14 protein-coding genes are annotated in these 20445 nt (G+C 74.2%); 9 read left to right on the top strand and 5 right to left on the bottom strand.

What is annotated here, in order from left to right; all coding sequences use genetic code 11:
- Positions 1–169: 169 nt before the first annotated feature.
- Complete coding sequence (locus tag ACFY2K_RS11500; protein ID WP_387710938.1) at positions 170–997, bottom strand: aminotransferase class IV; 828 nt, start codon at positions 995–997, stop codon at positions 170–172.
- Between the two features lie 392 nt (positions 998–1389).
- Here ACFY2K_RS11500 and ACFY2K_RS11495 point away from each other — a divergent pair, with 392 nt between their 5' ends.
- Entirely contained in the window at positions 1390–2949 is a 1560-nt protein-coding gene (locus tag ACFY2K_RS11495) for an amino acid adenylation domain-containing protein (protein ID WP_380529502.1), read from the top strand.
- Positions 2950–3030: 81 nt separating this feature from the next.
- On the opposite strand, the gene ACFY2K_RS11490 is transcribed toward ACFY2K_RS11495, so the two are convergent.
- Complete coding sequence (locus ACFY2K_RS11490) at positions 3031–3867, bottom strand: class I SAM-dependent methyltransferase (RefSeq protein ID WP_375890326.1); 837 nt, start codon at positions 3865–3867, stop codon at positions 3031–3033.
- Positions 3868–4077: 210 nt separating this feature from the next.
- Between ACFY2K_RS11490 and ACFY2K_RS11485 the strand changes: the two genes are divergently transcribed.
- From ACFY2K_RS11485 to ACFY2K_RS11455, 7 genes are all read left to right on the top strand, one after another.
- Complete coding sequence (locus ACFY2K_RS11485) at positions 4078–5241, top strand: alpha-hydroxy-acid oxidizing protein (RefSeq protein WP_380587249.1); 1164 nt, start codon at positions 4078–4080, stop codon at positions 5239–5241.
- A gap of 153 nt (positions 5242–5394) precedes the next feature.
- On the top strand, positions 5395–6081 hold the full coding sequence (locus ACFY2K_RS11480; protein ID WP_380639100.1) for a hypothetical protein: 687 nt from the start codon (positions 5395–5397) through the stop codon (positions 6079–6081).
- Between the two features lie 493 nt (positions 6082–6574).
- Complete coding sequence (locus tag ACFY2K_RS11475; protein WP_387710935.1) at positions 6575–7837, top strand: phenylacetate--CoA ligase family protein; 1263 nt, start codon at positions 6575–6577, stop codon at positions 7835–7837.
- On the top strand, positions 7834–9222 hold the full coding sequence (locus ACFY2K_RS11470; protein WP_387710933.1) for an MFS transporter: 1389 nt from the start codon (positions 7834–7836) through the stop codon (positions 9220–9222). The genes ACFY2K_RS11475 and ACFY2K_RS11470 overlap by 4 nt, the downstream gene beginning before the upstream one ends.
- Positions 9219–10364 carry a GNAT family N-acetyltransferase gene (locus ACFY2K_RS11465; protein WP_387710931.1) on the top strand — a complete coding sequence of 382 codons (1146 nt, stop codon included), beginning with the start codon at positions 9219–9221 and terminating at the stop codon, positions 10362–10364. The genes ACFY2K_RS11470 and ACFY2K_RS11465 overlap by 4 nt, the downstream gene beginning before the upstream one ends.
- Positions 10365–10411: 47 nt before the next feature.
- The gene (locus tag ACFY2K_RS11460) at positions 10412–11578 is read left to right on the top strand and encodes an acyl-protein synthase (protein ID WP_387710982.1); all 1167 of its coding nucleotides are present in this window, start codon (positions 10412–10414) and stop codon (positions 11576–11578) included.
- Positions 11579–11637: 59 nt separating this feature from the next.
- Positions 11638–14343 carry an acyl-CoA reductase gene (locus ACFY2K_RS11455; protein WP_387710980.1) on the top strand — a complete coding sequence of 902 codons (2706 nt, stop codon included), beginning with the start codon at positions 11638–11640 and terminating at the stop codon, positions 14341–14343.
- Between the two features lie 46 nt (positions 14344–14389).
- Here the strand turns inward: ACFY2K_RS11455 and ACFY2K_RS11450 are convergent, their stop codons facing one another.
- From ACFY2K_RS11450 to ACFY2K_RS11440, 3 genes are all read right to left on the bottom strand, one after another.
- A complete protein-coding gene (locus ACFY2K_RS11450) occupies positions 14390–14959 on the bottom strand; it encodes a GNAT family N-acetyltransferase (RefSeq protein ID WP_387710929.1) in 570 nt (189 codons plus the stop codon).
- A gap of 85 nt (positions 14960–15044) precedes the next feature.
- Complete coding sequence (locus ACFY2K_RS11445; protein ID WP_387710926.1) at positions 15045–17060, bottom strand: sensor histidine kinase; 2016 nt, start codon at positions 17058–17060, stop codon at positions 15045–15047.
- 304 nt (positions 17061–17364) lie between these two features.
- The gene (locus ACFY2K_RS11440) at positions 17365–18039 is read right to left on the bottom strand and encodes a TetR/AcrR family transcriptional regulator (protein WP_380531126.1); all 675 of its coding nucleotides are present in this window, start codon (positions 18037–18039) and stop codon (positions 17365–17367) included.
- A 141-nt stretch (positions 18040–18180) separates the two neighbouring features.
- On the opposite strand from ACFY2K_RS11440, the gene ACFY2K_RS11435 reads away from it, so the two are divergent.
- The gene (locus ACFY2K_RS11435) at positions 18181–20436 is read left to right on the top strand and encodes an MMPL family transporter (RefSeq protein ID WP_387710923.1); all 2256 of its coding nucleotides are present in this window, start codon (positions 18181–18183) and stop codon (positions 20434–20436) included.
- Positions 20437–20445 lie beyond the last annotated feature (9 nt).

Below are 20445 nucleotides of genomic sequence, written 5' to 3'. Positions count from 1 at the left end.
CCTCGGCCGAGCTCCGGCGCTGACGAAGGAACGGGCACGCCGACGGAGTTCGCGGCGAGTTCTGCCGGAACGCCTTGGCGGTATTTCTGCGCGCGAATGTCACCCGGGTCGGCGGCGGGGACGGAACACCGTTTCCCGGGGTGGAACGCCTTGTCGGAGGAAGGGGGTTCTAGGAGGATTCCAGCAGCTTCGCGCTGCGTTCGGCGAAGGTTTCCCGCACCCGGGAGGTGACCGGTCCGGGTGCCGCCGGGAGCGCTTTTCCGTCCACCAGTCGAATCGGCTGGACGTCCCTCGTGGTGGAGGTCAGGAATGCCTCCTCGCAATTCGCGAACTGCTCGATCGGCAGGTCGGCCTCCTCGCCACCGGACCATTCCAGGACGAGTTCCCTGGTGATTCCGGCCAGGCACCCGGAGGAGAGCGGCGGGGTCGTCAGCCTCCCGTCCACGACCACGAAGACGTTGCTCCCCGTGCCTTCGCAGAGGTTCCCGGCCAGGTTGGCGAAGACCGCCTCGCCGGCCCCCCGTTGCCGCGCGTGGTCCAGGGCCTTGACGTTCTCGCCGTACGACGTGGTCTTCAGGCCGACGAGGGCACCGTTCTCGCACCGGGGCCACGGCACCACGGCCACGTCCGCGGGGGCCGGGAACGACCATCCCTCCGCGACGGCCACCACGGTGGTGGGCCCTTGGTCGCCGCGGTTCGAGGCCAGCGGGCCGACGCCGCTGGTGTGCGTGATCCGGATCCAGCCGACCGCCCACGCGGGGGCCGCGGCGAGCACGTCCCGGACACCTCGTTCGACGGCGTCCAGGTCCGGGGCGGGGAGCCCGAGGCCCTCGGCGGAGCGCGCCAGGCGCTGCAGGTGGGGGGTCAGGACGAAGGGTCGGCCGTGACCGCCTCTGACCGTCTCGAAGACGCCGTCGCCCACGATCAGGCCGTGGTCGTACACCGATATCGAAGCTTCTTCCGGATCGAACAGCTCGCCGTTGATCCACACCTTCATGACCCCATGACCCCACTTTCGCCCAGGATTCGACAGGTGCCGGAAATCCGATAGCAAATGAAGTACGACGGTCGGACCAGAAGGGCGGTTCACGACTCGCCAGTTCCATGATCTTCAATAGATTAACATTCATGACCATGTCAGTCAATCCCGATACATCCCCCACCACCCGGCACACCCGGCTAACCCTCCCCCGCCCAGGAGCCGTCAGGAACCCCACGGGCCACCGCCGTTCCCGGTGTCACCGATGCCACCGGAAGCGATTCCCGTCGCGTCAAACCCGAGACGACGGCCACCGGCCCGAACTACAATCACCTCGGGCTCGCTGACCAGCAAAGACGTCGAAATACCGGTGAAATACGAACCGGGCCGCCTTCCCGAAGGAGTCCTCGTTGTCCGCTGCACCCGAAGAGCCAGGCACCGCGCCGACGTCCCTCCACGCCGCCTTCCGACGCGCCGCCGCCGACCACCCCGACCGCGTCGCCGTCCGCGACGGCCACCGGGAGCTGACCTACGCCGAACTCGACGCCGTGTCCGGCAGCCTGGCCGCCCACCTCCGGCGGACGGCCCGCGGCCCGTACGTCGGCCTGGCGCTCCGGCCGGGGCTCCACCTGGTCACCGCCGTGCTGGCCGTCCTGCGGGCCGGCAAGGCCTACGTCCCCGTCGACCCCGACAGCCCGCCGGAGCGGATGCGCCGGATCCTCGAACAGTTCCTCGCCCTGCCGCTCCTCGCGGAGGACGAGGTGCTCCCCGGACTGCCCGCGCTGCCCGGCGTCCGGCCGGTCCGGATCTCCGAGGCGATGGCGGCCGCCGACGGCCTTCCGCCGCTCCCCTCCGCGGAGCCGCCGTTCGCCCCCGCGGAGCCGCACCCGGAGTCCCCCGCCTACGTCATCTTCACCTCCGGCTCGACCGGCGTCCCCAAGGGCGTGGTCGTCAGTCACCACAACGTGCTGCGGCTGTTCCGCTCCTGCGCGCGGCACCTGGACTTCCGCCCGGACGACGTCTGGTGCCTGTTCCACTCCCCCGCCTTCGACTTCTCGGTGTGGGAGCTGTTCGGCCCCCTGCTCCACGGCGGCCGGCTGGAGATCGTGCCGCCCGGGACCAAGCGCACGCCCGCCGACTTCGCGCGGTTCCTCGGCGACCGGGCGGTCACCGTCCTCAACCAGACCCCGTCCGCCTTCCGGCAGTTGTGCACCGTCCTCACCCCCGAGCAGACGCACCGGCTGGCGCTGCGCCGGGTGGTCCTCGGCGGGGAGCGGCTCGACCCCGGCGCGCTGCGCCCGTGGTACGCCCTGGCCGGGGACGCGGTCGAGCTGATCAACATGTACGGCATCACCGAGACCACCGTGCACGTGACCTGCGCCAGGCTGTCGCCGCGCGACGCCGAGGCCGGCGGCCCCGGCACCATCGGCCGGCCGCTCCCGGACCTGGAGGTCCGCGTCGTCGACGAGCGGTTGCGGCCGGTCCCCGACGGCACCCCCGGTGAACTGCTGGTCTCCGGGGCCGGACTGGCGCTCGGCTACCTGGGCGACCCCGCGATGACGGCGGCCCGGTTCCGGGAGGACGTGGAACCCGGCCGCCGCTGGTACCGCTCCGGCGACGAGGTGCTGCGCACCGCCGACGGCGACCTGGTCTACCTCGGCCGGCTGGACCGGCAGACCAAACTCAACGGCTACCGGATCGAGTTGGGCGAGGTGGAGACCGCGCTCCGCGGCCTGCCCGGGGTCCTCGACTGCCATGTGCTGCTCGACACCGCCCCGCCCGCGCCGCGGCTGGTCGCCCACCTCGTGCTCGAGGAGGCCGTGCCCGTGGAGACCGTGCGCGACTCACTCGCGCGCACGCTCCCGGCCTACATGGTGCCGACCGTGTACGTGCCCGTGCCCGAACTCCCGCTCACCCTCAACGGCAAGGTCGACGAGAAGGCCCTGCTGGCCCGGTCGGCCCGCGGGTAGCCGCAACCGCAGCCGCAGCCGTACCGGCCGAGGCCCCCGGACCCGCAACCGGGTCCGGGGGCCTCGCCGTCGCCTCCGGCCTCAGGGGCGGACGGCGCTGACCAGCCAGACGTCCCCGGGGATCAGTACGCCCTCCGCCGTCTCGTGGCCCAGCAACCCGTCCTTGAGCCCCTGCCGCGTCTGCTCGACGACCGCGTCGTCCGCGTCCTTGAGGTTGATCCGCACACCGCCCTGGCCGAGGATGAACTCGGCCGCGTCGTCGGCGTCCTGGCCGAAGTTCATCAGCGCCCGGACCGGCGCGATCTCCACGCCGTCGAACCCGGCCCCGCCGAGCACCTCGCGGATGCGGTCCGGCTCCAGCAGCGAGTCCATGCCCTGGGCGGTGGGCGCCGGGATCCGCATCAGCGGAACGAGCGCCGACGTGGCCCGCGCGATCGGGCTGTCGGCCGACCCCGCCTGCGGAACCATGAACACCAGCCGGCCGCCCTCCCGCAGCCCGGACCGGATGTTGGCGAACGCGGCCACCGGGTCCGAGAAGAACAGGCACCCGCCCCGGCTCAGCGCGACGTCGAACCCGCCGTCGGGGAACGGGTAGACCTGCGCGTCCCCCTCCGCGAACTCGACGTTCCCGACGCCCTGTTCGGCGGCGTCGGCGCGGGCCCGCGCCAGCGACGCCACCGACAGGTCCACTCCGAGCACCTGCCCCCCGGCCGCCTGCCGGGCGGCCAGCAGCGCGACCTGCCCGGTGCCGCAGCCCACGTCGAGCACCCGGTCCCCGGGGCCGATCGCGGCCCCCCGGAACAGGTCCTCGTTGAAGGCCTCCACGATCGCGTTGTACCGGTCCGCGTTCTCCGCCCGATGGGCGCCTTCCTCACCGTTCCAGGCCTCTGCGTGGTGCTTGTTCGCGATGGGACGCATGGTTTCCATCCTCCCCAAGGATCACTAGCGAGATCGACCACCACCAACAAGCTAGAGCATGAACATGCCCAAGGGAATGGGGCCGTCACGCCCCTCCACCGGGCCCCGCCACCCCGCCCGCCCCCACCCCCACCACCCGCCCCACGGGCGCCGTGCCCGGGGTACCTTCGCGACCGTTGGACCGACACCGACGAGGAAGGCCCGAGAATCATGGCGCAGCACTTCGGCGACTACCAGAACGAGATCTACCTCAACGGGCTCGGCGGCGTGCTGCCGACGATGCCGATGGCCTTCGCGGAGCTGGAGGCGCGGGCGCAGGCCGCGCTGCCGCCGTCGGTGCTGTCGTACGTCGCGGGCGGGGCCGGGGACGAGGCCACCCAGCGGGCGAACGTCGCCGCCTTCGAGCGCTGGGGCCTCTACCCGCGGATGATGGTCGGCGCGAAGGAGCGGGACCTGTCGGTGGAACTGTTCGGGCTGCGGCTGCCGTCGCCGCTGTTCATGGCCCCGGTCGGGGTGATCGGCCTGTGCGCCCAGGACGGCCACGGGGACCTCGCCACCGCCCGGGCCGCCGCCCGGACCGGCGTGCCGATGGTCGCCTCCACCCTCACCGTCGACCCGCTGGAGCAGGTCGCGGCCGAGTTCGGCGACACCCCCGGCTTCTTCCAGCTCTACACGCCCACCGACCGCGACCTCGCCGCCAGCCTGGTCCACCGCGCCGAGGCCGCCGGGTTCAAGGGCATCGTCGTCACCCTGGACACCTGGATCACCGGCTGGCGCCCGCGCGACCTGGCCGCCTCCAACTTCCCCCAGCTGCGCGGCCACTGCCTCGCCAACTACACCTCCGACCCGGTCTTCCGGGCCCGCCTCGCCAAGGCCCCGGAGGAGGACCCGGGCGCGGCCGTCCTGGAGTGGGTGGGCCTCTTCGGCAACCCGCTGACCTGGGACGACCTGCCCTGGCTGCGGTCCCTCACCGACCTGCCGATCATCCTCAAGGGCCTCTGCCACCCCGAGGACGTCCGCCGCGCCAGGGACGGCGGGGTCGACGGCGTCTACTGCTCCAACCACGGCGGCCGCCAGGCCGACGGCGGCCTGCCCGCGCTCGACGCGCTGCCCGGCGTGGTCGAGGCCGCGGCCGGCCTGCCCGTCCTGTTCGACTCCGGGGTGCGCACCGGCGCCGACGTCGTCAAGGCACTCGCCCTCGGCGCCACGGCGGTCGGCGTCGGCCGCCCGTACGCCTACGGGCTGGCGCTGGAGGGCACCGACGGCATCGTCCACGTCCTGCGCTCCCTGCTCGCCGAGGCCGACCTCCTCATGGCCGTCGACGGCTACCCGACCTTGGCCGACCTCACCCCCGAGGCGCTGGTCCGGCTCTGAGACGGGGACGCCCGGGCCCGGTCGGCCGTTCCCGGCCGGGCCCGAACGCGGCTGCCGCCGGGGCGAGTTCGCCGGATCCGGGCCCGGCCCGTCCAGGTGGGCCGGGAGCGCACGGCGCCCGGGGTTGTCGGCGGCCCCCGCTACGGTCCGGCCATGGACAACAGCGCCGCCCAGACCTCCCCGCACGCGTCCCACCACAGGCCCCCGGACGGCTCCCCGCACGGCTCCCGGGACGGCTCCCCGCACGAACCGCTGCCCGGGCGGGTCGGCCACGTCGCCGGGATCGAGTCGCTCACGCTCGACGGCCGCCGCCACTACTTCGCCTTCGACCACCGCAGCGACCTGGTCGTCTCGCCCCTCGTCGACGACCCGGACGCGATGGCCGCGTTCGCCGCCGCCCACCTGCGCCAGAGCGACGGCCCGCACGACCGGGCCTACTGGGCGGCCCTGGTGGCCGACGCCGCCGAGGCCTCCGCCCTGGTCGACGACGACGCCGAGCGGGAGTTCCGCACCGGTGCCCTGCGCACCGAACTCCCGGAGCCGGGCGGCCACTTGCTCTACCTCCTCGACGCCGCCACCGACCTCGACCCGGCCACCGACCTGCCCGCCGGACTCGCGCGGGCCTGCGAGCGCCTCGGCCACGCCGCGCCGGACGACGACGACTTCGCCGACACGGTCGACGACTGCCTGGAGACCGTCGCCACCCACGGCCCGTCGCACCACCCCGACGAATGGACGGTCGCCCGCGGCTACCTCACCGCCGCGATCGCCGCCCTCCCGGGCAACTGGGGGCTGCTGTTCACCCCCGTCGCCGAGGGCCTGGCCGCCCGCACCTCCTGAGGCCGTCGGCAATTCCGACATCCGCTCCGCCATCAGGCAGTCCGAGCATGAAATGTCGTCAATTCAACTAACTGAATGGCGAATACCGGCCGACGGGGGCGCGGACCCCCCGCCCCCGTCCGGCCGCCGGGAGATCCACCTCACCCTCCGCGCGTCATATCGCCGTAACACGGCAGCAATGAAGGCTCGGGTCGTATCCATACCATTCGACGACAACTCAACCAGGGTTCCGAAGGCATATCCTGGTGATAGCCTTGCATTCTGCGAGCGGGTGACCCCACAGACCCCGATGTCGCATCAGCTGACGAACCATCCGCGCACCAATGAACCTCGGTGCGCACGCTCGGTCCGTTTCCCGAACCCATGGCCCGCCGCGTCGCACCGGAATCGAATTCCACCGACCGCCGGCTCCAAGATCGCCTCCGACCCGTAGGGCGAGCTCGTGCACCCGCACGACCTCGCTCCGCCCTCGCACGCCCAAAAGCAGGAACTGATGCCCGTTCAACCCCTGGCGGAGCTCATACGCTTCGCCCGCCGCAACTCACCCTTCTACGCCGAGCTGTACGCCGGCCTGCCCGACCCGACCGCGCGGTTGACCGACCTCCCGGTCGTCCCGCAGGCCGAGTTCTGGCAGGCCAACACGCCCCGCGACAACCGGCTGCTGACCGGGCCGCTGGAGGAGGCCGTCGTCTTCAAGAGCGGTGGCACCACCGGCTCGCCGAAGTTCTCCTTCTACAGCCGGGAGGAGTGGCGGGAGTTCACCACCTCCTTCGGTGCCGGACTGGTCGACGCCGGGCTGCGCCCGGGGCACCGGGTCGCCGACCTCTTCTACGCGGGCGACCTGTACGCCAGTTACACCTTCATCCTCGACTCGCTGCACCGCTCGCCCGTCTCCAACGTCCGACTGCCGATCGGCGGGGCGGCGCCCCTGGAGTCGACCGCGCAGACCCTGGAGCAGTTCCAGGTCGAGGTGGTCGCCGGCACCCCGACGACGCTGTGCTCCCTGGCCGACCACCTCCTGGCCTCCGGCCGAGAACTCCCCTCCGTGGAACTGCTGTTGTTCGGCGGCGAGGGCCTCTACCAGGACCAGCAGCCGCTGTTGGGCAAGGTGTTCCCCAACGCCCGTGTCTCGTCGATCGGTTACGCCGCCGTCGATGCCGGGCTGCTCGGCCGCCCGGTACCGGGGCCGGACACCCGGGTGCACCGGGCGTTCACCCCGGAGACGGTGGTGGAGATCCTCGACGACCACACCGGCGAGCCGATCGACACCGAGGGCGTACCGGGCCGGGTCGTGGTGACCGACCTGCGGCGACGGCTGATGCCCGTCCTGCGCTACCCCGTCGGGGACCGCGCGGAGTGGACCGACGTCGCCACCGGCCGGTTCCGCATCCTCGGCCGGGCCCAGGAGGGCGTACGGGTGGGGCCGGTGTCGCTGTACACCCAGGACGTGCTCGACCTCGTCCGGGCCGCCGACCCGGCCGGCCGGGTGATCGGCGTCCAGCTGGTGGTGCGCCGCTGGGAGGGCCGCGACGGGCTGGTCCTGCGGCTGGCCTGCGACGGGGACCCCACCGGGCTCCCCGAACTGGCCGCCGACGTCACGACCGCCGTCCACACGGCGCGGCCGCTGTACCCGGAGGCGGCCGCCGCCGGCCACGTCCACCCGCTGTCCGTCGCGTGGGTGCGTCCGCACGAACTCGCCGTCAACCCGCGCACCGGCAAGCTGATCCGCGTCCTCGACGAACGGCCGCACTCGTGACGGGGGCCCGGGCTGCGGGAGCAGCCGAAGCGGTCGACACGACCGAGGCGGCCGCCCGCCACCTGCCGCTCGTGCTGCGCAACCGGCGCTTCGCCGCCGTCTGGGGCGCGCAGGTCCTCACCCAGGCCGCCGGACGGATGTTCCAGGTCGGCGCGGTGTGGTGGCTGATCGGCTACGCCGCCGGCCCGGACCGGGGCCTCGCCTCGGGCGCCTTCCTCGCCGTCAGCACCCTGCCCGCGGTGGCGCTGGCCCCGCTGGTGGCCGCGCTCATCGCCCGCCGCCCGCACCGCACGGTGCTGGCCGCCGCCGCGGCCGTCGCCGGTCTGGTCGCGCTCGGCACGGCCTGCTGGACGTACACCGCGACACCGCCGATGGCGGTCATGTACGGTGCCGCGCTGCTGCTGGCTGGCTGCCAGGCGGTCTTCGACCCCTGCCTGACCACCTCCGTCCCCGAGCTGGTCCAGGACGCCGACATCGAGGCCGCGACCGGCTTCGAACTCGCCACCCAGTCGCTGGCCGGCCTCGCCGGCGGGCTCCTGGGCCCGCTGGTGGTCGACGGCGCGGGTCTGCCCGGCATCGTCGCCGGGTGCGCCGGGGCCTACCTGCTGGCGGCCGCCCTGGTCGGCGCGACCCGCTTCCCGGGCACCCCCGCAGCCCCGGGCACCCCGGCCACCCCCGCCGCCCCGGGCGTGGACGGCCCGGCAACCGCGGACGTCCCGTCGCCCGCCACCCGGCGTCCGCTGCGCCGCATCCTGGCCGGACTCCCGTTCATCCGCCGGGTGCTGCTCTGCTTCGCCGCCGCGAACGTGTTCACCACGGCGGTGTTCGTGGTGATGCCGCTGTACACCCGGACCGTGCTGCACGCCGACGGCTCGACCGTCGCCGCGCTGGAGGCGGCCCTCGGCGCCGGCACCCTGGTGGGCTCCTTCACGGGCGGCCGGCTCCCGGGCTCGCCGACCGCGGTCGGCGCCGGCTGTCTGGGCCTGATGGCCGCCGCGCTCGGCCTGCCCGGCCTGGCCGTGGGACAGGCGCCGGCCGTCGGGGCGATGGCCGTCGCCGGCTGGTGCGTCGGCGTGATCGGCGTACGGTTCGTGGCACTGTTCCAACGCCTGGTACCGGCCGAGGACCGCCCCGGTTTCTTCGCCGTCATGCAGGCGCTGCTCGGGGCGACCTTCCCGGTGTCCTCGCTGGCGTTCGGCCTGCTCGGCGACCACCTCCCGGCGCGGACGCTGTGCCTGGTCCAGGCCGTCGGCGTGCTGCCGGTCGCCGCCGCGCTGTGGTGGACCGGCCGCCGCGAACCGGCCCCGGCCACGACGCCGGCCACGAGCACCGACACCACCGCCACCGCCACCGCCACCGCGCAGCCGAACGGGGCCGTGCGATGACCGTGACGCTCGCCCCGGCCGTACCGCAGGACGTCGCGCAGCTGCGGCAGCTCTACTTCGACGTCTACGGCCACGGCTACCCGGTGGCGCTCGGCAGCGACCCCGCCGAGATGCGCCGCCTGATCGACGACCCGCACACCCACTGGCTGACCGCCCGCCCCGAGGGTGCCGGCCGGCTGGCCGGTTCGGTGGCGGTGCAGACCGACCCCGGCGGCCGGATCGGCAAACTGGTGGGCCTGGCGGTCCATCCGGACCAGCGCGGCGCCGGGCTGGCCGGACGGCTGACCGCCGCCGTCTGCGCGGACGCCTTCGCGGCCGGCACCCTGGACTCGGTCTACGCGACCGCCCGGGTGGTCACCCCCGGCCCCCAGCAGGTCCTCTCCCGCAACGGCTTCCAGGCGCTCGGCCTGATGCCGAACGCCGTCGAGGTGGCCGGGTGCGAGAGCCTCGCCCTGTTCGCCCGGCACGCCGACGGCGTCCTGGCCCGCCGGGAGCGCGTCGACGCCGTGCCCCGGGCCCTGGTCCCGCTGCTGGAGGCGGCCCGGCAGAGCACCGGCGTCGACTACGGGCACCCCCGCCCGACGGACGCCCCCGCCCCGGCCCTGGGACGGACCGCGCCGGTCACCGCGCCGATGGAGCTGGTCACCGCACCCGCCTTCGTCCGCCGCCGCTTCCTCGAACTCTTCCCCGATCCGGGGGAGCGGTTCTTCCCGCTGCACGTCCCGAACGCCGTACTCACCCCGCCGGACGGCGCGTTCGAGGCCTACGCCGACCTGGACCGGGTCGCGGCGAGCTGCTCGCTGATCGCGGTGCACCCGTCCCCGGCGGCCCTCACCGGGGCGCTGGAACCGCTGATGGCGGCCGTCACCCGGGCCGGCGCCGACTACGTCGAGACGCTGCTGCCGCTGGCCGACACCGCCGGGCTCGACGCGTTCCTGGCCGCCGGGTTCATCCCGAGCGCCGTCTACCCGGCGATGCGCCGGATCGGCGACCGGTTCCACGACTACGTGGTGCTGTCCCGCACCAGCCGTCAGATCGACTTCCGGGCCGCGGCCGTCAGCAGTCCGCTCCAGCCGTACCTGCTGGCCTACCTGACCGCCTGGACGTCGACCTACCTACCCATTCCCGAGGTCTCACGATGACTGACCACCTGACTGACAGCCCGGCCGACCACCCGGCCGACCGACCCGTGAACACCCATCTCGCGCCGGTCACCGTCCCCGACCCGGCCGCGCTCCCGCACGTCCAGCAGCTCTGCGACCTCGCCGCCCCGTACGCGGCCGGGCCGGAGACCGACGCCCTGTTCGCCGCCGCGATGGCCGAGTCCCACGCCTGGCACGCACAGCGCTCGCCGTTCCTCCGGTCCCTGCTGGACGGCCCGGTGGAGAGCCCGGCGCCGACCGTCGGCGAGGGGATCCGCACACCCCTGGTGCACGCCAACTTCTTCAAGCGCCACGAGGTGCTCTCCATCCCCCGCGAGGACGTGTTCCTCCACCTCACCTCCTCCGGCACCACCGGCCAGAAGTCGCAGATGTTCTTCGACAGCTGGACGATCCGCTCCGCGCAGCGCATGGTGGCCCGCATCTTCGACCACTACGGCTGGATCACGCCCGACCAGCCCGTCAACTACCTGCTGTACAGCTACGAGCCGGCCCCGCAGCTGAAACTCGGCACCTCGTTCACCGACAACTACCTCTGCGACTTCGCCCCGGCGAACCACACCACCCACGCGCTGCGGCACACCGGCAGCGGCCACGAGTTCGACGTCCACGGCTGCATCGAGGCCCTGCAGCGCTACGCCGAGGAGGGCCTGCCGGTACGGATCCTGGGCTTCCCGTCCTTCCTCCACTTCACCCTGGAGCGCATGCGCGCCCTCGGCCTCCCGCCGCTGCGACTCCCGGCCGGTTCCCTGGTCCTGCTCGGCGGCGGCTGGAAGGGGCACACCGACCGGCAGATCGGCAAGGAGCAGTTCTACGCCGGAGTGACGGAGCAGCTGGGCATCCCCTCGGACCGCATCCGCGACACCTTCGGCTCGGTCGAGCACTGCGTGCCGTACATCGAGTGCGGGCACCACCGCCTGCACGTCCCGGTCTGGTCGCGGGCGGCGGTGCGCGACACCCGCACCCTGGAGCCGCTGCCGTACGGCGAACGCGGGTTCCTCCACCTCGTCTCCCCGTACATCACCTCGGTGCCGGCGCAGAGCGTCGTCATGGGCGACCTCGCCTCGCTGCACCCCGGGCAGGAGTGCCCCTGCCCGCTGCCCACCCCGTGGTTCACCATCCACGGCCGCGCCGGGGTCAGCCGGAACCGCAACTGCGCGGCGGCCGCCGCCGAACTCCTGAAGGGGATGTCGTGACCACCGAACCCATGACCACCGAGCCCGTGGCCACCGAGCCCGCGACCGTTGCGCCCGCGATGGGTGAACTCGTCGGCACCGGGCCCCACTTCTGGCAGGGCTCGTTCATCGACGACGCCGAGGCCGCCCGCCGGCTCGCCGAGCTCCCGGCGCTCGCCGCCCGCGTCCTCGCCGAACCCCTGCCCACCGAACTGGTGCTGAGCGCCTGCCAACGCCTCGCCGACGCCCTCGCCACGCCGGGCAGCCCGGTCCGCACCCGCCTCCTCGCCGAACTCGTCACCGGCGGCGACGGTGTCGACCCGGACGAAGCGGCCGCGACGCTCGCCGAGATCACCGGCGCGATCGCCCGCCCGGCCCTGGAACTCAAGCTCCGGCGCGAACTCGGCGGACTGCGCCCCGAGCGGCTCACCCGGCCCGACGCCCGGGAGACCACCTTCGAGGCATGGGCGCCGGTCGGGCTCCTGGTCCACATCGCCCCCGGCAACGCCGCCGCCGTGGCCCCGCTGAGCGTGATCGAGGGCCTGCTCACCGGCAACCTCAACGTGCTCAAGACCAGCAGCAACGACACGCTGCTCCCCCAGCTCCTGCTCGCCGAGCTGGCCGCCGCCGACCCGACCGGCGCGCTGGCCCGCCGGATCGTCGCACTGCGCTTCCCCTCCTCCCGCACCGAGTGGCTGCGCCTGCTGTGCGAGCCCGCCGACGCGGTGGCGGTGTGGGGCGGCGAGGACGCCGTCCGCTCGGTCGCCGAACTGGTCCCGGCCGGCTGCCGCCTGGTCGAGTGGGGCCACCGGATCTCCTTCGCCTACCTGACCCGTGACGCCTGGTCGGACCCGCGGACCCTGGACGCGCTGGCCGCCGACGTCTGCCGCTTCGAACAGCAGGCCTGCTCCAGCCCCCAGGTGATCTACCTCGACACCGAGGGCACCGAGGGCACCGAGGGCACCGAGAGCACCGAGAGCACCGAGAGCACCGAGAGCACCGAGAGCACCGAGAGCACCGAGAGCACCGAGAGCACCGAGAGCACCGAGAGCACCGAGGGCACCGAGAGCACCGAGGGCACCGAGAGCACCGCCGAAGCCACGGATGCCACCGAGGTCTTCGCCTTCGCCGAGCGCTTCGCCGCCCACCTCGCCGAGGCCTCCGCCCGCCTCCCCCGGCCCGCACTCGAACCGGCCGAGCACGCCGAGGTCACCACCACCGAACTCATCGCCCGCCTGGAGGAACACCTCGGCCTGACCCGGGTCCTGGCCGCCGAGGACGGGTCCTGGCGCGTCCTCGCCGACACCCGCCCCGCCCTGGCCGCCTCGCCGCTCCACCGCAGCGTCTGGGTCAAGCCGCTGCCCCGCGGCTCCGCCATGACGGTGCTGCGCCCGATGCGCCGCTACCTGCAGACCGCCGCGATCGGCGGCAGCCGGGCCGACGTCGCCCGGCTGTCGCAGGCGGTGCTCGCCGCCGGCGTGCTGCGGGTCACCCCGGTCGGCGGGATGCTCGACGGCTACCACGGCGAGCCCCACGACGGCGTGTACGCGCTCCAGCGCTACAGCCGCCGGGTCAGCGTCCGGGCCGACGAGGCCTTCGCCACCACCGCCTGCCTGGACGACCTGGCGGCCCCCGCCTTCGTCCCCGCCGCACCGAGCGGCCCGCTGCTGGACAAGGCCGGGGTGCAGGAGCAGTTGGGCGCCCTCGCTCCCGAGCACGCCCACCTCCACTTCCGCAGCGGCGGCAGCACCGGGGCCCCGGCCCTGTCGGTGTTCACCAACGCCGACTACGACACCCAGATGCGGGCCTCCGCCGACGGCCTGCTCGCCGCCGGGTTCGACCCGGCCCGGGACCGCGCCGCCAACCTGTTCTACTGCGGCGGCATGTACGGGAGCTTCATCAGCTTCTTCTCGATCCTGGAGCGCCTCAACGCCACCCAGCTCCCGATCGCCGCCGGCCCCGACCACGCCGCCACCGCCGAGGCCCTGGTGACGCACCGGGCGGACACCGTGTTCGGCATGCCCTCGTACCTCTGGCAGCTGTTCCACGACCAGGCCACCGCGCTGCGCGCGTACGGCGGGATCCGCAAGGTGTTCTACGGCGGCGAGCACTTCACGGCGGAGCAACGCCGGGTGCTCACCGAGGAGTTCGGCGTCGAGGTGATCCGCTCGGCGGCGTACGGCAGTACCGACCTGGGGCCGCTCGGCTACCAGTGCACCCACTCGGAGGGTTCGGTCCACCACGTCCTGACCGACCTGCACACCCTGGAGATCCTGGCCCCGGAGGCCGACGCCCCGGCGCCCGCCGGGCAGCCGGGCCGCCTGGTCTTCACCAGCCGCACCCGGGCCGGGCAGCGCCTGGAGCGGTACCAGATCGGCGACCTCGGCCGCGCCGTCGAGGGCGTCTGCCCCTGCGGCAGCCACACCCCCCGCATCGAACTCCTCGGCCGCTACGGGGACGTCGTCCGGGTCGGCACGTACTTCCTCAACGTCCGGCGCCTCGGCGCGGTGGCGCAGGAGGAGTTCGGCTACCAGGGCGAACTCCAGCTGGTCCTGGACACCGGCGCGGAGCGCGAGCACGCCACCGTCCGCCTCGACGAGCGCTACGCCCCGCCCGCGGCCACCGCCCGCGCCGCGTTCCTGGCCGCCGTCCCGGAGTTGGGCTCGGCCGTCGCGGAGGCCCTGCTCGACGTCACGGTCGAGACCGCCCCCTCCGCCGCCTTCGAACGGACGCCCACCAGCGGCAAGCTCCGGGCGGTGGTCGACCGGCGGCAGCCCACCGCGTGACGCCGGCCTGCGCCGGGCTCACCCCCGGGCCCACCCCCGGGCCGGTTCAGGTCCGGGGGTGGGCCCGGCGCAGGTCCACCATCGCGAACACCTTGTCGTACCGGCGCTCCCCGACGGCCACGTAGTCCGGGAGCCGCCCGTACTCGGTGAAGCCGAGCGAGTAGTACAGGTGCAGCGCGTCGGCGTTGTCGCCGCGGGCGTCGAGGGTGAGCACCTCGATACCCGCGGCCCTCGCGTCCGCGATCAACGCCGTGGTCAGCGCCCGCCCGATGCCCCGCCCCTGGGCGTCGGCGGCCACCGCGAGCTTCTCCAGCTCCGCGTGCGGACGGTGCGTCGGCCGCCGGTGGCGCAGCCAGTAGCCGAAGCCGACCGGGCGCCCGCCCAGGTACGCCACCCGCAACGCCCCGTCCCCGGCCCGCGACCGCGCCACCACCTCCTCCACCAGCGCCGCCACCTCCTCCAGCGGCGGCGGCTCCACCCACCCCAACGCGGCGCCCCCCAGCACCAACTCCGCCAGCATCGCCTGCGCCGCCCCCGCGAACTCCCCACCCACCGCCGCCGCCCCGACGATCACCAGGTCTCCGACACCCGCGGCACCACTCACGTTCCGGCTCATGCCCGGCACCCTACCCAGCCCACCACCCACTCCCGCCGGCCATTCCCGCCGACCGCCGACCGCCTCCCGACGACCACCTCCCGGATCAGTCGGCGCGGCCGCGGGGGAGGACGGCGCGGACGACGGCACCGGCGGGGGCGTTGCCGGCGGTGAAGGTGCCGCCGAGCTCCTCGGCGCGTTCGGCCATGGAGCGGAGGCCCACGCCGGACGTGGAGTCGCGGCCGGCGAAGCCCGCGCCGTTGTCGGCGACCTCGACGGTGACGCGGTCGGAGAGGGCGCGGAGGCTGAGCCTGGCGGCGGTGGCACCCGAGTGCCGGACCACGTTGTTCAGGGCCTCACCACTGATCCGGTAGACGGCGACCTCGACGGCGGCGGAGAGCGCGGGCAGCGGGTCGGGTCGCAGGTCGAGGGTGATCCGGAGGGCCTGGCTGCCGAGGGTGTCGGCAAGTCGGCGGAGCGCGTCGGCCAGGCCCTTGCTGTCGAGGGGGCCGGGCGTCAGGCCGCCGGTGATCCGCCGGAGTTCGGTGATCGCCTGGCCGATGCCCGCGGAGGCCGCGGTGAGCGAGGCGGCGGCCCCGGAGCCGTCGGGCAGGTCGGTGCCGGCGGCGTCGATGCGCAGGCGCAGGCCGGAGAGGGCGGGACCGAGGCCGTCGTGGAGGTCGTGGCGCAGACGGCGGCGCTCCTCCTCGCGGGCCAGGACGAGCTGCTCCCGGCTGGCCCGGAGGTCCTCGGACAGGCCGAGCGAAGCGATCGCGGGCGATGCCTGGTCCGCGAGGAGGCCCAGCACCTCGCGGTCCTGCCGGTCCAGCTCGGACTGCCCGAGGCGGGGCGGCACCAGCAGCTCGCCGATCTCGGCGCCCTCGTAGGTGAGGGGGAAGCGGACGCCGGGCGGCTCGACCGTCCCGAGCCGGGCCAGCTCCCGCGGCCCGCTCCGGGTCCGCACCCGGACCACGGCGGCCGGCAGCCCGAGGGCCTGCACCACCGTCCGGCAGAGCAGCGGCGGCGCGTCCGCCGGGTCGACGGCATGGCTCATCCGCTCCGCCAGCTGCCGGACCAGCTGGTACGGGTGGGCCCGCTCGCCGTAGTAGTACCGGTCCACGGCGCGGCCCACCGCCCGGGCGGTGGGCCGCAGCAGCGCACCCACGGCCCCGGCCGCCACCACCTGCCACCAACGCGCGCCGGGCCCGGCGGTGGGCAGCAGGCGGTACGTCAGGCAGGCGGTGAGCAGGGCGCCGACGAACAGCAGCGCGCAGAACGCGAACGCCGCCAGGTAGCGCCGGGTGGCCCGGTCCAGCGAGAGTTGGCGGTCACGGCGGAAGGCGGCCATCGGCACCAGCATCCAGGCGGCCTCACCCGCCACGACGACCGCGTAGGGCAGCCACTCGCCGACGAAGTGCGGGACGACGGCCAGCACGCACCAGAGCAGGTAGGCGGCGATCACCGCCCGCAGGTACGGGTGCGGTCCGGGCAGGCGCCAGCAGCGGACCGCGGCCACCGTCAGGGTGAACACCAGGGTCGCGGCGAACTCCCTGACGGCGTACGGGCTGAGCCACCCGTCCAGCCAGGCGAACAGCGCGGTGTGGTGGAGCGGGTTGGGCAGGCCGTACCACGCGGGCACCTGGGCGGTGTTGCCGAAGGCGAGCAGGGCGCTCCAGGCGGCCACCGAGGCGGTGATGCCGCGCCAGGCCCCGCCGAGCAACCTGCCGTCGGGAAGCCAGAGCGGGAAGCCGATCACCACGGAGGCGTTGGCGATGTCGGCGGCCAGCATCACCCCCGCGACCACCGCGACGGCCGTCGGTCCGGCTCCGGCCAACGCGGCCGCCAGCAGCGTCACCATGCGCAAGGACTGCAGCAGACCGGCGAACAGCAGCAGCGCCCCCAGGGCCTGGCCGTTCCGGTTCACCACCAGGAACAGGCCGGCGAGCGTGAACGCCAGGCCGACCGCCACCCAGACGCCGTTGTAGAGGTACTGGTCGCTGACGCCCCCGACCCCGGGGTGGGTCAGCGCGAGGAGCGACCAGGCCGCCACGCACACCAGCGTGGTCCCGGCGGCCGCGAGGGCCGCGGCAACCCCGGCACCGCCGACGCCGAGCCCTCTCATCCGCCCACCTCCCTGCCGCACCCCATCCTGCCCGGCGCCCCGTCCCGACCGCACGGGCCACCGGTCCCTCTCCCGCCCCACGTGCACCACACCGGCCGAAGCACTGTATGGCTACACTCCGTGGCCGACCGGTGTCGAGCCGTACGTTCGGTCACCGCCCGTCAGCGGGTGGGATTCGCCCGTTCGGCCGCGCCACGCGCGGTGCCCGCCGCCGCCGGGGCCCACCGAGGATCGACCGGGACACCCGTCGGACGGGTGGCGATACGTCAGCGGCGGCTGTGACCGTCCGCCGCGCGGGCCCTGGTCACCACCGGTCCGCGGCCGGCGACAGGCCCGCGGTGCGCGCGGCGACGCCCGCCTGGACCGCGAAGAGGCGGTCCCGCGCGTCCTGGTCGAGCGCGTGGAAGTGGCCGTGCGCCTCCAGGGCGACGAAGCCGTGCACGGTGGCCCAGGCCAGCATCAGGGCCTCCCCAGCGTCCGGCACCAGTGGGCTGCCGAGCCGGCCGCGCTCGGCCGTGTCGGCGACGAGTTCGGCCATGTGCTCCATCGCCCGCCGGGCGGCCACCACGGTCGGTCCGTCCGGCGGGGCCGCGTACCCGGGCACGGGGGAGCCGAAGATGAGGGCGAAGCGCTCCGGATTCCGCTGCGCCCAGGTGCGGTAGCCGGTGCAGGTGGCCACGAAGCGTCCGTCCAGGTCGTCCGGCGGCACGGTCCCGCCGGTCGCCGCCAACGCGTCCGACAGGCTGTCGTACGAGTCGGCGACCAGGGCGGTGAGCAGCTCGTCCCGGTCGGCGAAGTAGCGGTACAGCGCGGGCGGGGTCATCCCCATGACGCGGGCGATGTCGGTGAAGCGGAGGTTCGCCGCGCCGCGCTCGACGATCAGGCCCAGGGCCGTGTGCTTGATCTCCTCCACGGTGTCGGCGCGCAGCCGCTCACGGCGGCTCCGCCCCCCGCCCTCCTCGGTCGCCCCACCCGTCATCACATCTCCATCGGCTCGCTGCACCGGTCACCGCATTGACAATCCGTACCCGTCGAAGGAAACGTTACGCTTCATAAGACCCGTTATGAAGCGTAACGCTCTGCCGGGGGCCGCGCCCCTGACGACGCACGGAGGACCACTATGTCCCAGGGACCGCGCGAGGACCGGCGGACGGCCGCCGGGGGGAACGGGCCGCACAGGCCCGGCCCGCTCGGCCGAATAGCCGGTTGGAGCTTCCGCAACCGGGGCCGCACGGTGCTGCTCTGGCTGCTCGCCGCCGGCGCGGCCTTCGGCCTCTCGGCCGGCCTCGGCGGCAAGTACAGCGCGGATTACACCGCGCCCGGCTCGGACTCCCAGCAGGCCCAGCAGCTGCTGGCACGGGACTTCCCCGGGCTGGGCGGTGAGTCGATCAGCCTGGTACTGACCACCGACGGCAGCGTGACCGACGCCGCCACCCGCGACCGGGTCAAGGACCTGCTCGCCCGGATGGCCCAGGTGCCGCACGTCAACGGCATCGACGACCCGTACGGCCCGCGCGGCAGGGTGTCGGCCGACGGCCGCACCGCCCTCGGGCAGATCCGCCTGGACGTCGCCGTCGCCCCCGACATGCCGAAGGCGGACACCCAGCGGCTGCTCGACCTCGCCCGCTCCGTCGACGGCGGCGTTCGCGTCCACCTCGGCGGCATGGCGGTCCAGCAGGCCGAGCAGGGCGCGATCGGCTCGGAGGCCATCGGCATCGCGGCCGCCGCCGTGATCCTGGTGATCACCTTCGGCTCGGTCGTGGCCGCCGGCCTGCCGATGCTCACCGCGCTCGGTGGGCTCGCGGTCAGCAGCGCCCTGCTGCCGGTCCTCGCCGCGATCATGCCGGTCCCGGACTGGTCGACCTCGCTCGCCGCGATGCTGGGGATCGGTGTCGGCATCGACTACGCGCTGCTGCTGGTCACCCGGTTCCGCGAGTGGCGCGCCGAGGGACTCGACCCCGAGGCCGCCACGGTCGCCGCGCTGGACACCGCGGGCCGCGCGGTGGTGGTCGCCGGGATGACCGTGGTGGTCAGCATGCTCGGGCTGTTCGCGATGGGCCTGTCGTTCATGCGCGGCGCCGCGGTCTCGGCGATCCTCTCCGTGCTCGTCGTGATCGCCGCGTCCGCCACCCTCTTCCCCGCCCTGCTCGGCTACCTCGGCCGCCACGTCGAGCGCCTCCGGCTGCCCGTGCCCCGGCGCCGCGCCGCCCGGGGCGGGAGCCCGGTGGGCGCCGGCTGGCTGCGCTGGAGCAGGCTCGTCGAACGTCACCGCGTCCTCGGCGCCGTCACCGGGGTCGTCGTCCTGCTGGCGCTCGCGGCGCCGTTCCTCGGCGTGCGCTTCGGCTTCCCCGACGCGGGCAACGACCCCGCCGGGCGCTCGAACCGGCTGGCGTACGACACGGTGGCCGCCGGATTCGGACCGGGCAGCAACGGACCGCTGGTCCTGGTCGCCGAGTCGGCGCCGGGCACCCCCGCCGACGCGACGGCCTCGCTGCCCGCCGCGCTGAAGGCGGTGCCCGGCGTCACGGCCGTGAGCCCGCCGGTGCCCGGCGCCGACGGCCGCTCGCTGCTGCTCACCGTCGTCCCGGACAGCGGTCCGCAGTCCGGCGCCACCAAGACCCTGGTCCGCGACCTCCGCGATCACGTCATCCCGGCCGCGGTCGGCCCCGGCGTCCGGGTGCACGTCGGCGGGGCGACCGCCGCCGCGATCGACAGCACCGACAACATCGCCGGCCGCATCCCGCTGCTCGTCGGCGGCGTGGTCACGGTGTCGATGCTCCTGCTCCTGGTCGCCTTCCGCAGCCTCGCCGTCGCCCTCAAGGCCGCGGTGATGAACCTGCTCTCCGTCGGCGCCGCGTACGGCGTGGTCGCCCTCGTCCTCGAAGGCGGCACCGCCGGCCGGTTGATCGGCATCGACAGCCCCACCCCGCTGCCGGCCTTCGTCCCGGTGCTGACCTTCGCCGTCCTGTTCGGCCTCTCGATGGACTACGAGGTCTTCCTGGTGAGCCGGATGCGTGAGGCCTGGCTGCGCACCGACGACAACGCGGAGTCCATCGTCAGCGGACTGGCGGGCACCGCGCGGGTGATCACCGCGGCGGCGGCCATCATGGTCGCCGTGTTCGCGGCCTTCGTCCCGGCGCCCGACCTGCCGATCAAGGTCATCGGCGTAGGCATGGGGTCGGCCATCCTGATCGACGCCACGCTGGTCCGACTGCTGCTGGTACCGGCCGTGATGCACCTGCTCGGCCGCGGCAACTGGTGGCTGCCCGGCTGGCTGGACCGCCGCCTGCCCCACCTCCACGTCGAAGGACACACCGACTTCTACCAGCCGCACACCGCCGCCGAAGCACCCCGCTCCCCGGCGGCGGTCGGGTAGTCGCCACAG

Origin of the sequence: Kitasatospora sp. NPDC001309 (assembly GCF_042896295.1) — a bacterium.
Taxonomy (GTDB): Bacteria; Actinomycetota; Actinomycetes; order Streptomycetales; family Streptomycetaceae; genus Kitasatospora.
Note: the sequence above shows the minus strand (reverse complement) of the source record. Positions and strands in the feature narration are given on the sequence as shown.

Bases quoted from the DNA above. Each gene is read 5' to 3' on its own strand.
- ACFY2K_RS11500 (WP_387710938.1), bottom strand. From the start codon at position 997: ATGAAGGTGTGGATCAACGGCGAGCTGTTCGATCCGGAAGAAGCTTCG.
- ACFY2K_RS11490 (WP_375890326.1), bottom strand. From the start codon at position 3,867: ATGCGTCCCATCGCGAACAAGCACCACGCAGAGGCCTGGAACGGTGAG.
- ACFY2K_RS11485 (WP_380587249.1), top strand. From the start codon at position 4,078: ATGGCGCAGCACTTCGGCGACTACCAGAACGAGATCTACCTCAACGGG.
- ACFY2K_RS11480 (WP_380639100.1), top strand. From the start codon at position 5,395: ATGGACAACAGCGCCGCCCAGACCTCCCCGCACGCGTCCCACCACAGG.
- ACFY2K_RS11475 (WP_387710935.1), top strand. From the start codon at position 6,575: ATGCCCGTTCAACCCCTGGCGGAGCTCATACGCTTCGCCCGCCGCAAC.
- ACFY2K_RS11465 (WP_387710931.1), top strand. From the start codon at position 9,219: ATGACCGTGACGCTCGCCCCGGCCGTACCGCAGGACGTCGCGCAGCTG.
- ACFY2K_RS11455 (WP_387710980.1), top strand. From the start codon at position 11,638: ATGGGTGAACTCGTCGGCACCGGGCCCCACTTCTGGCAGGGCTCGTTC.
- ACFY2K_RS11450 (WP_387710929.1), bottom strand. From the start codon at position 14,959: ATGAGCCGGAACGTGAGTGGTGCCGCGGGTGTCGGAGACCTGGTGATC.
- ACFY2K_RS11445 (WP_387710926.1), bottom strand. From the start codon at position 17,060: ATGAGAGGGCTCGGCGTCGGCGGTGCCGGGGTTGCCGCGGCCCTCGCG.
- ACFY2K_RS11440 (WP_380531126.1), bottom strand. From the start codon at position 18,039: ATGACGGGTGGGGCGACCGAGGAGGGCGGGGGGCGGAGCCGCCGTGAG.
- ACFY2K_RS11435 (WP_387710923.1), top strand. From the start codon at position 18,181: ATGTCCCAGGGACCGCGCGAGGACCGGCGGACGGCCGCCGGGGGGAAC.